Source organism: Lacrimispora sp. (assembly GCF_031982545.1).
GTDB lineage: Bacteria > Bacillota > Clostridia > Lachnospirales > Lachnospiraceae > Lacrimispora.
In genome coordinates this window covers 396650-407956 of record NZ_DALYXB010000002.1, presented here as the reverse complement: position 1 = coordinate 407956, position 11307 = coordinate 396650, and the positions used below count along the sequence as shown (strand labels likewise).

Below are 11307 nucleotides of genomic sequence, written 5' to 3'. Positions count from 1 at the left end.
CTCACAACAGGGGAGCAGATTTCATAAGATAATCCCCGTAATATTGAGGAGGAGAGACAATGAGTCAGAAAGCAGAACGTTTCGTTCCGCAAAAAAGGGGTGTATCCCTTAAGCAGGCATACCGCTCTCATAAGTGGCTGTATCTTATGATCATTCCGGGAGTAATCTATCTCTTGGTTTTTCATTATCTGCCCATGGGTGGTCTTATCATGGCATTCCAGGATTTCAGCCCTTATAACGGAGACACCATGCTGGGGGCATTTTTTCATAGTCCGTTTGTGGGATTGGCAGTCTTTAGAAAATTTTTTACCGGGCCGGATTTTATTCGTATATTAACCAATACACTTGCTATTTCCATAGCCAGCCTCGTTTTTTATTTCCCAGCGCCCATTCTTCTTGCGCTTTTATTAAATGAAATCAAGAATATGGCATTTAAAAAAGCGGCTCAGACAATGGTTTACATTCCCCATTTTATTTCCATGGTGATTGTGGCGGCCTTAACTGCCCAGCTGTTCAGTACAACCGATGGTCTGGTTTATCACTGGCTCACTGGAATATTTGGAAAAAGTCATGCCCCGGATATCATGTCCAATCCAAAGCTTTTTGTCTCCATGATCGTTGGTCAGAATATGTGGAAGGAAACCGGATACGGAACGATTATATTTCTGGCTGCTTTGTCCGGCGTTGATGTACAGCTATATGAAGCGGCTGAAGTGGACGGTGCAAACCGGTGGCAGAAAATGTGGCACATTACCCTTCCAGCCATTCGCTCCACCATTGTAATCATGCTGATCTTAAAGGTGGGAACTATTTTAAATACCGGCTACGAACAGATTTTTCTGATGCAGAATTCCATGAACCGTGCCGTATCTGATGTATTTGATACTTACATCTACACAAAGGGTGTTGTAAATGGCAACTATTCCATGGCAACGGCAGCAGGTATGTTTAAATCCATTGTCTGTATGATCATGGTACTTGGAGCAAATAAGCTTGCAAAGCTGTTTGGGGAATCAGGATTTTATTAATGGGGAGGTTCATAAGATGGCAAACACAAAAACAATCAAAATAAAACGAAGTCCGGGAGACCAGCTGGTTCAGGTGATTATTTACATACTGGTAGGTGGATTTGCACTGGCTACCCTGCTGCCCTTCGTATACATTGTGGCAGGATCATTTGCTACAGAACGGGAACTGACAGAACGGGCATTTTTCGTATTCCCTCACACCCTTTCCTTAAATGCTTACCAGTATATATTTAAAACCGGCGATGCAGTGAAGGGCATTATAAATTCTGTTTTTGTAACAATCGTGGGAGTAATCATCAATATGACATTATCGGCAACTCTTGCGTATCCATTATCCAGACCCTATTTTAAGGGAAGAAGGTTCTTTACAAACATGGTTATCATTACCATGCTTTTTACCGGAGGAATGGTGCCTACCTATATGCTGGTGGCAAATGTACTTCATTTAAAAAATTCTTATTGGGCGCTGTGGCTTCCGGGAGCAATCAATCCCTTTAATATGCTTATTATTAAAAACTACTTTCAGGGATTGCCATCGGAGCTTGAGGAGGCGGCCAGAATGGATGGCTGCAATGATGGGGAGATTTTTGTTAAAATCATTCTTCCATTGTCCAAACCGGTCCTCGCCAGTGTTGCCCTGTTTTATGCAGTAACTCACTGGAACTCTTATTTCAATGCGATGATGTATATTTCAGACAGCTCAAAGGAAGTAATTCAGATTGTCTTAAGGAGGATCATATTCCTTACTTCCAAGGTGGCCAATGAGAGCAGTTTCGATTGGGGAGCCTTTGGAATGCCGCCTCAGAAAGCGGTAAAAATGGCGACGACCGTAGTTGCCACCATTCCCATTTTATGTATTTACCCATTTGTTCAGAAGTACTTTACGCAGGGCGTTATGGTTGGCTCTGTAAAAGGATAAATAAAAGTTTAAAAGGAGAAGTGTTATGATGAAACAGGTATGGAAAAAGGCAATGGCAGTGACCCTTGCCGGTACAATGGCGCTGTCCATGGCAGGGTGCAGTTCCAAAACAACCAGTCAGACGGCAGGAGAGTCAAAAGAAACAGCAGCGGCAGAAGGGGGAGAGGGAAAAGGAAAAGCAGCTATTTCCATGATGGTAACCCAGTTTTATGGAACTGAGCTGAAAAATGATCATTCCGATGAAGTGATTAAAAAATTTGAGGATTATACCAATACCAATGTGGATTTCCGCTGGGAGGCAAACGACACCTATAATGAAAAGCTGGGTCTGGTGCTCATGGACAAAGACAATATGCCTATGATTATCACTGGAAAAGGAGATTTATCGGCTAATGTGGTTGATGCGGCAAAAAAAGGTGCTTTCTGGGATTTAAGCGAATTTATTAAGGACAGTGCAAGCTATCCCAATTTATCAAAGGCGGATCCCCAGGTATTAAAATCCATGACAGTGGATGGGAAAGTGATCGGACTTTACCGTGCAAGAGAAATCGGCAGATTTGGATTTTCTTACCGCACCGACTGGGCAGAAGCAGTGGGCATTACCCAGGCACCTAAAACTGTGGAAGATGTCTATAATATGCTTTATAAATTCACCTATGAAGATCCCGATGGAAATGGAAAAGATGATACATACGGGCTGGAAATGACAAAATATGTAGGACCAATTGATATTATGCAGTCCTGGTTTGGTACCGGTAACGAGTGGGTTGTGCAGGATGGAAAACTGATTCCTGTTCATCAGACAAAAGAATACAAAGAAGCCTTAGCCTGGGTCAAGAAGATATATGATGATGGTCTGATCCGGAAAGACTGGGCAACTGTGGATTCCGGTACATTTGGTGATGCTCTTAAAAAGGGAGAAGCCGGTGCATTCGTAGATGTTATGGACAGTGCAAAAAGAATATGGAACTACTATATTCAAAATGATATAAAATCAGTAACGGATCCCTCTAAGACAGCCACCATGACCATGGTAGGACCGATTAATGGAAAAACACTGGCAACCAGCGGTTTTAATGGTTATTATCTGATCACCAAAGCAGGTGCAAAAACAGAAGAAGATGTAAAAAACTGCCTGCATTTCCTGGATAAGATGTGCGACAATGAAATGCTGGTGCTGGCTGATTACGGTCTTGAAGGTATTACTTATGACTTAAAGGATGGCAAAGTAGCGGTGAGAAATGATCTGGAAGTTCAGCAGACTCCTCATACTGGATTAAATCAGACCATCTGCTATATTCCAAACCTTGCTTCGACTGAACCAGTTCTGGAAAAGACAGAGCCAACCATTGCCCAGGATAAAGCATATGCAGAAAATAAAAAGGTTGCAGTCTTTAATCCGGCACTTGGTTATCTTGCTAATTCCGGTGTCAATGCAGAAGTAGGCACGGATATCGAACAGATTATTGATGATGCAAGAACCCAGTATATCTGCGGACAGATTGATGAAGCGGGTCTTGACGCAGCTGCCAAACAGTGGCTGGACAGAGGCGGAGACAGATTGATCGAAGAAATCAATCAGCTGTATCAGCAGGATACCGGTAAATAGGTTCAGCCTGGGCGGTACGGTTTCCTTGCAGGAGCCGTACCGCTTCTTTTGATGAAAAATGCGCAGTCGTGCGCAGACGGAGGATTATATGAAGCTGCATAATTTAAAAGACAGGCAGAAACGGGGGTACACCACCTGGGGCTGCATGTGGAATCAGGGAGAATGCGGAAAAAATCAGTCCTATGTGTTGGAAAATCAGGATGGGACTCAGGCTGCCATGCAGTCCAGAATCACGGCATACTGGCCTGACGGCTCGGTTAAGTGGACGGCGCATTCTGCATGTGCAGACCAGCTTACCGATGAAATCCAGGTTATGACTGTCGATGGGAATACACAGAAGATATCCCATTGCCTGGTGGTTAGCAGGGGAGCAGAGGGGATCTTAATAAAAACAGATGCGTTGTCTTTTTTTATTCCTTATAAAGGTTCTTTTTTATTTAAGGATCTGACAGTCCGGGGAACCCCCCGGGTATCGTCTGCAACACCAGTACTTTTGCTGGAAGAACCTTTTACAAAAGACGGAATGGTGGGGCAGCTGCAAAAACAGTACCGGGGTTTTGTGGAGAAAGTCACTCTGGAGGAAGAAGGACCGCTTCAGGCAGTGATTCAATACACAGGGGTCCATGTTTCGAAAGACGGAGACAGTAAGCTTCCCTTTGTCATCCGGCTTCATGTGGGTATGGGCAGTGAACGCCTTCATTTCACCCATACGTTTCTTTACGACGGGGACGAAAACAGAGACTTTTTAAAAGGAATCGGCCTGGAATTTACCATTCCGTTAAAAGGAAGTATGTATAACCGGCATGTAAGGTTTGAAGGGGATTTTGGGACGGTTCATGAGGCACTGGCAGAGCTTTTAACCTGGAGACCGAGAGTGCCGGAAGCAGTTTATTCCAGTCAGATGGCTGGAAAACAGTTGATTCTTCAGGAAAACGACAAAGAAATTGTGGATAAAGTCATGGAAGACATGCCGTTTTGGGATGAATATGATTTCTGCCAGGACAGTCCCAGTCATTTCCGGCTGAAGAAGAAAATGAAAGAGGAAGGTGTGTGTTACTTAGACTGTCTCCATGGAAGAAGAGCGGGAGGGGCTGCTGCTCTGGGAGGAGAGAATGGAAGTGTGGGATTTGCTATCCGTGATTTCTGGCAGACCTATCCTTCCGGATATACGTTTCACAGTCTGACAGGAGAAGAGGCGAAAGCCACAGTCTGGCTTTACAGTCCTGCAGCAGAGGCAATGGATTTCAGACATTATGCCAGCCGAGGATATAACCAGGTATATTATGAGGGATATGATTATAAGGGGGCGGACCCCTTTGGTATTGCGTCCACCAGCGAATATTCGGTAGCGTTCTTTAATGAAGTCATTCCCAGTGAGGAAGAACTTCTGGAATTTTCAAACGGTGTGAATCATCCCCCCCAGTACGTGGGAACTCCGGAATTTTATCATGAGCACCGTGCGTTTGGATACTGGTCCCTGCCAAAAAGGGATAGCGAGATGGAAATCTGGCTGGAAGACCAGCTGGAGAGGGCTGCTGTTTTCTATGAAAAAGAAGTGGATCAAAGAGGCTGGTACGGGCTTTTTAATTATGGGGATTTAATGCATACCTACGATAAAGAGCGCCATCAGTGGAGGTATGATATGGGCGGTTACGCCTGGGATAATACGGAACTGGTTCCCACACTCTGGCTCTGGCTTTCCTTTTTGCGATCTGGAAGAGCAGAAACATTTTCCCTGGCGGAGAAGCTGACCAGACATGCTTCCGAGGTCGATGTATATCATATAGGAAAATATAAGGGGCTGGGCTCCCGGCATAATGTACGACACTGGGGCTGTCCCTGTAAGGAAGCACGAATAGCCATGGCAGCTCATCACCGGTATTATTACTATATGACGGGAGATCACCGACTGGAGGATATCTTTGAGGAACTAAAGGATAATGAAAAAACGTTCCTTGCAAAGGATCCTCTGGCAGATTTTTATGATTCCTCTGAAATGGTCTATAAAAGCCATGCCAGAAGCGGACCTGACTGGTCTTCTCTTTGTGCAAACTGGCTGACCCAGTGGGAGCGGTTTGAGGATAACCGTTACCTGGATAAGATCCGGACGGGAATTGAGGATATAAAAATGGCTCCACTCCGACTGGTATCAGGACCGGACTTTGAGTTTGACCCTGAGACCGTTCACTTAAGGTACATTGGAGAACGGGCAGCCGGCGGGACACACCTGCAGATCTGTATGGGAGCGCCTCAGATCTGGCAGGAGATGGCGGATCTTCTTTCCGATCCTAAATGGAAAGAGATGCTGGCAGAGTACGGCAGATTCTATTATCTTCCAAGAGAGAAGCAGCTGGAGGAATCCGGGGGAATTATTGGAGACCGGGAGTTTTCCCTTCCGTTTATGGCAGCAGCCATGGGAGCTTATGGAGCATGGTATTATAACGATGAAATGCTTGCAAAAACTACCTGGAGTCATCTTCTTCACGCTCTTCTTTGTGAAGAGAATCACAGCGGTTTCCAAACCACTGTTTTAAAAAACTGTGCAAACCAGGAAGAACTTCGGGAGATTTCCTGGATTTCTACGAATTTTGCAGCCCAGTGGTGCTTGAATGTAATTTGTACTCTGGAATTTATCAGAGCTCATCTGCCCGAAAGTTTAGAGGAAGCCAATAACCTGATATCTGGAATGCCTTTTGAAAGCTTTCGCAAAGCCTAGACGGAGGGAGGAGTTATTATGATAAGGCTGTTATCTATTAATCCACAGGAGTTTACCATTACCTGGGATCCGGTCAATAAGGCAAAGACTACCTGCATCTACTGGTCGGATCGGGAAACCAGTGAAAACTGCTATCGTTTGATAACGGAGATTCATGAGACGGATGAAACGGTGTTTACTTTGAAAAAGGCAACTTTCATTCCCCACCATATTCTCATCTGCCACAAATCAGAAGATGGCTGTGTGTTAGAGAAAGAGTCCTTTGTTTCTCCCGTTCATTTTCATCAGGAAGAACAGCTGGAGAAACTTTCAAGAGGTCTGACTGCAATTAGGGTAAAAAATGGAATCTTCTTAAGCTGGCGCCTTTTTCTGAATGAAGTGACTGGAGTATCAGACGGAGGAGATGGTCTTACAGGCGTGGATTTTAGAATTTTTCGGGATGGAGTCAGTCTTGGGGTTGTGACAGATAGTACCAATTATCTGGATAGCCAGGGAACGGAGGCGTCAGTCTATTGTGTTGCACCGGTCATCAATGGGGTGGAATCAGAACCCTGCGGGCCAGTAAGGGCATGGGAGCACGATTATCTGGATATTCCGGTTAAAAAGCCAGCCGGGGGAGTGACACCATCAAATGAAACGTTCACTTATTCTGCCAATGACATGTCTGTGGCAGATGTTAACGGAGATGGAGAATACGAATATATAGTTAAATGGGACCCATCTAATTCCCATGACGTATCCATTTCCGGATATACGGGAAACTGTATTCTGGATTGCTATCAGATAGACGGAACCCTTTTATGGCGGCTTGATATGGGACCGAATATCCGGGCTGGTGCCCATTATACTCAGTTTATCTGCTACGATTTTAATGGAGACGGAAAGGCGGAAATGGCTGTAAAGACCGCTCCGGGAACCCGCATGACCAGATATGGAACCGGGGGAGAGGTTGTGGAAGAATTTTACATTACCATGCCACAGGAGGATTGTAACAGAGGGTATAGCCATAGTGATTCCTATGTGTCAGGATTTAAGGATTATGAAGCCCATCTTTGCCGTTTGTTTGCCGGATGGCAGGAGCAGCCGGAGGTAAAGGCGGGACAATGGCCGGATACTTTAGAGGAATGCTTTCATATCCCGCCCCGCTGGAGTTATCCATTAAATGGGGTCCAGCAAAAAGAGGCAGTTGATTACTTTCTTGATGTGTATGCGCCTGCAAGGAGTCCGAAAAACAGATTGAGAGAATGGGAGGGTTTTATTTTTCACGGACCGGAATATTTAACCATGTTTGCCGGTGACGGAAAAGAGCTGGATACCGTTGTATTTCCATTTGAACGGGTAGATGATGGTCTGCGCTGGGGTGATTATTCCATGCCCCGCATCGAACCTTGCAACCGGGTAGACCGATTTTTGGCAGGAGTGGCCTATCTGGATGGAAAGAGGCCTTATTTCATTACCTGCCGTGGGTATTATACCCGGGCGGCAATCGCTGCCTATTCATTTTTTGAGAATCGCTTTCTTACGGAATGGGTGGCAGACAGCGGGTTTGTTCCCATGAAAAATCCATTTTGTGACAATCCACATGAGAAATGGGGAACAGATCCGGTTTATGGGAAACTGGCAGGACAGGGAAATCATTCTCTCTCTGTTGCGGATATAGATGGGGATGGCTGTATGGAAATCATCTACGGAGCTGCCTGTATTGATCATGACGGGACTCTTTTGTACAGCCTGACAGGCATTCTCCCAGATGGGAGAGAAGCGAAACTGGGGCATGGAGATGCCATGCATGTGGCAGACATTGATCCGGATCGCCCTGGATTTGAGATATTTGCCGTATTTGAAGGAGCAGAGAATGCCCCATACGGTTATGCACTGCGGGATGGAGAAAACGGGCAGATCATTTTTGGAAAATATGCCGAAGAAGATCTGGGCAGATGTATGATTGGAGATGTACTGGAGGGAGTAAGAGGACTGCAGTGCTGGGTAAACGGAGAGGGAACCTATGATTGTCATGGTGAATTGATGAAAAAAGAAACCCTTGGAACCAATATGTCCATCCGGTGGGCAGGAGATTTATCCACCCAGATCACAGATGGAACGGATTATTTAAGCCAGCATCCCACCGGTGTGGTAAACGACTGGGTTCATGGCACAATGCTCTGTCCGGAGCAAACGGCAACAAACAATGGAACGAAGGGAAACCCATGCCTTGTAGCAGATATTTTTGGAGATTTCAGGGAAGAGATTCTTGTGAGAACAGAGGACAGTTCTGCCATACGGATTTATACAAACACAGAAGTAACCGGACATAAACTGTTTACACTCATGCACGATACTCAGTACCGCTGTGGAGTGGCATGGCAGAACAACTGCTATAACCAGCCATGCTATCCTAAATTTTATTATGGAACTGATATGGATTTTCATCGTGTACTTCCTTTTATGCAGCGAAAACCTGTTATTTTTCTGGCAGGTGACTCCATTACACAAAGCTATTGGGATGAAGAGAGAAAGCAGACCGGTATGGGAGAAAAACTGCTTTCCTGCCTGGATCATGGCAGTTCCTATCAAATCAGGCGCAGCGCAGCGGGTTCATTTCCCCAGGAAACAAGATACGAGAGCAGGAGTCTTGTAGTGGATAACTGTGCAATGGCAGGAAGATCCTTAAAAACATTTTTAGAAGAAGGAAGACTGGAAGATATAAAAAGACGAATGAAGCCAGGGGACTATCTCTTTATCCAATTTGGACACAATGATGCCGCTGCTTCAAAAGAAGACCGGTATGTACCACTTGCGCAGCTTTCTCAATATTTGGAACTCTATGTGGAAGCGGCACTTGAAAAAGGCGGTTACCCTGTTATTATCTCTCCTGTCTGTCTCTGCCCCTTTGATCGGGACAGGAAGGGAGAAAAGAAAGAGATTGCCCGTCTTCTTCCGGCATACAGGGCTGAGATGAGAAGATTTGCAGAAAAAAGAACGGTTTTATTTGTGGATTTATATGGTTTATGTGAGGAACTTTTGTGGAAAGCAGGAGAAACGGCAGCAGTGAAATGCTACACGGAAGATCTGGTTCATTTATCGGAAATGGGGGCCGGTATCTTTGGGCAATTATTGGCAAATGAAGGAAAAAGATTTATAATAGATGAAAAACGGAGGTATAAGTGATGGGGAAGTTACATTATGATGAGACAAGAATTACAGATGCCATGAACCTTATTCTGGAACGGACTAAGAGAATGGATATGTCCTGGGACTGGCCCTGCGGTGTGGCATATTACGGGCTGGCAGAAGCCTACGAGGTAACAAAGAATGAATCGTATCTGAACTTTTTAAAGGAACGGGTAGACGAACTGATGGAACTTGGACTTCCGGTGCTGACAGTAAATACCTGTGCCATGGGTCACTGCCTTATTACCCTTTACGAAGCCACCGGAGAAGAAAAATATATGGATGTAATCCGGTTAAAGACCCGTTATTTAACGGAAGAAGCACTTCGGTTCGGAGATCACGTCCTTCAGCACACCGTATCTGCAGACAATGATTTTCCAGAACAATGCTGGGCGGATACTTTATTTATGGCTGCTTTCTTTCTCCTCAGAGTGGGTGTCATGACAGGCGACGAGGCCATGGTAAAGGATGCCTTAAATCAATATTACTGGCATATTCAGTATCTTCAGGATGAAGAAACCGGGCTTTGGTATCATGGTTACAACAATATCACCAAGGATCATATGTCTGGTTTTTACTGGGGAAGAGCAAACTGCTGGGCAGCCTATACCATGAGTAAGGTAGGACTGATTCTTCCTCAATGCTATCTGTATCCCCAGTATTTAGAAATCGTTGGAAGTTTAAATGAACAGCTGTCTGCGTTAAAGGGATTGCAGACGGAGAATGGGCTTTGGAGAACCATTTTAAATGATGAAGAGTCCTATGAGGAAGTATCTGCTTCTGCGGGAATTGCGGCAGCCATGGCATTAAAGAGAAATCCTCTTCACATCAAATATGTGGAGCGCTCCATAGAAGGAATTCTTTCCCATGTGGCAGCAGACGGAAGAGTAACCGATGTATCCGGAGGTACGGCAGTGATGAAGGACCGGGAAGGCTACCGGAATATATCAAAGAAATGGATTCAGGGCTGGGGACAGGGGATGGCACTGGCATTCTTTTGTGCTGTACTGAATTACGATAAGATTGCAGGAGACGGAGCGCTATAATGATGGAAAATATGAAAAATATCTATATCTGCTATCCGGAAGGAAAGCATAAGGCACTTACTATGAGCTATGACGATGGGAGACTGGAAGACAGAAGGCTGACCCAGCTGTTTAACCAATATGGAATCAAGGGTACATTTCATATCAACTCTGGACTTGCAGATCAGGAGGAAAGGCTGAAACCAGAAGAGTGGAGCGAAGTATACAGGGGTCACGAAATTTCCTGCCACACCGTGCTCCATCCAACCATAGCAAGATGTCCGCTGCCTTTGACGGCACTTCAGGTATTGGAGGACAGGCGTGGATTAGAACGGGCAGCCGGTTATCCGGTTCGTGGAATGTCTTATCCCAACGGTTCCTATACGGAAGAAATTGTAAACATGCTGCCCAGCCTTGGAATTGAATACTGCAGAGTGGTGGGCAGCACCGATGATTTCTCCATGCCTGAAAATTATTTAAAATGGAAAGCCACCTGCCACCACAACCATAACCTGTTGGAAAATGGAAGGCGGTTCATCGAACTTAATAAGACCCAATACCTCTATCTGATGTATGTCTGGGGACACAGCTATGAATTTCCCCGGGATAACAACTGGGAGCTTATGGAAGAATTCTGCCGTATGACCGGGCAGCGGGAGGATATCTGGTATGCAACGAATATTCAGATTGTGGACTATATGAATGCGGCAGCGGCACTGAAATATACCATTGACGCAGACTTTGTATCCAATCCATCAGCAATGGATGTCTGGATCAGTGTAGATAAAACAATTGTGAAAGTGCCTGGGGGCAGCCAGATCAGGATATAAAATCCACCC

The 11307-nt window shown here is 45.2% G+C and carries 7 protein-coding genes; all 7 read left to right on the top strand.

Going from position 1 to position 11307, the window contains the following annotated elements; all coding sequences use genetic code 11:
• The first annotated feature begins 59 nt into the window (after positions 1 to 59).
• The 7 genes from ABS301_RS05365 to ABS301_RS05335 all read left to right on the top strand — a co-directional run bounded on the left by ABS301_RS05365 (position 60) and on the right by ABS301_RS05335 (position 11298).
• Positions 60 to 1028 carry an ABC transporter permease gene (locus tag ABS301_RS05365; protein WP_349671233.1) on the top strand — a complete coding sequence of 323 codons (969 nt, stop codon included), beginning with the start codon at positions 60 to 62 and terminating at the stop codon, positions 1026 to 1028.
• A 16-nt stretch (positions 1029 to 1044) separates the two neighbouring features.
• A complete protein-coding gene (locus ABS301_RS05360) occupies positions 1045 to 1947 on the top strand; it encodes a carbohydrate ABC transporter permease (RefSeq protein ID WP_349671232.1) in 903 nt (300 codons plus the stop codon).
• Positions 1948 to 1972: 25 nt separating this feature from the next.
• A complete protein-coding gene (locus ABS301_RS05355) occupies positions 1973 to 3556 on the top strand; it encodes an extracellular solute-binding protein (RefSeq protein ID WP_349671231.1) in 1584 nt (527 codons plus the stop codon).
• Between the two features lie 88 nt (positions 3557 to 3644).
• Positions 3645 to 6272: an exo-rhamnogalacturonan lyase family protein gene (locus ABS301_RS05350; RefSeq protein WP_349671230.1), complete on the top strand. Its 2628-nt coding sequence runs from the start codon at positions 3645 to 3647 to the stop codon at positions 6270 to 6272.
• Positions 6273 to 6290: 18 nt separating this feature from the next.
• Positions 6291 to 9440 carry a rhamnogalacturonan lyase family protein gene (locus tag ABS301_RS05345; protein WP_349671229.1) on the top strand — a complete coding sequence of 1050 codons (3150 nt, stop codon included), beginning with the start codon at positions 6291 to 6293 and terminating at the stop codon, positions 9438 to 9440.
• A complete protein-coding gene (locus tag ABS301_RS05340) occupies positions 9440 to 10489 on the top strand; it encodes a glycoside hydrolase family 88/105 protein (protein ID WP_349671228.1) in 1050 nt (349 codons plus the stop codon). The genes ABS301_RS05345 and ABS301_RS05340 overlap by 1 nt, the downstream gene beginning before the upstream one ends.
• Positions 10489 to 11298 carry a polysaccharide deacetylase family protein gene (locus ABS301_RS05335; RefSeq protein WP_349671227.1) on the top strand — a complete coding sequence of 270 codons (810 nt, stop codon included), beginning with the start codon at positions 10489 to 10491 and terminating at the stop codon, positions 11296 to 11298. Before ABS301_RS05340 ends, ABS301_RS05335 begins: the two co-directional genes overlap by 1 nt.
• Positions 11299 to 11307 lie beyond the last annotated feature (9 nt).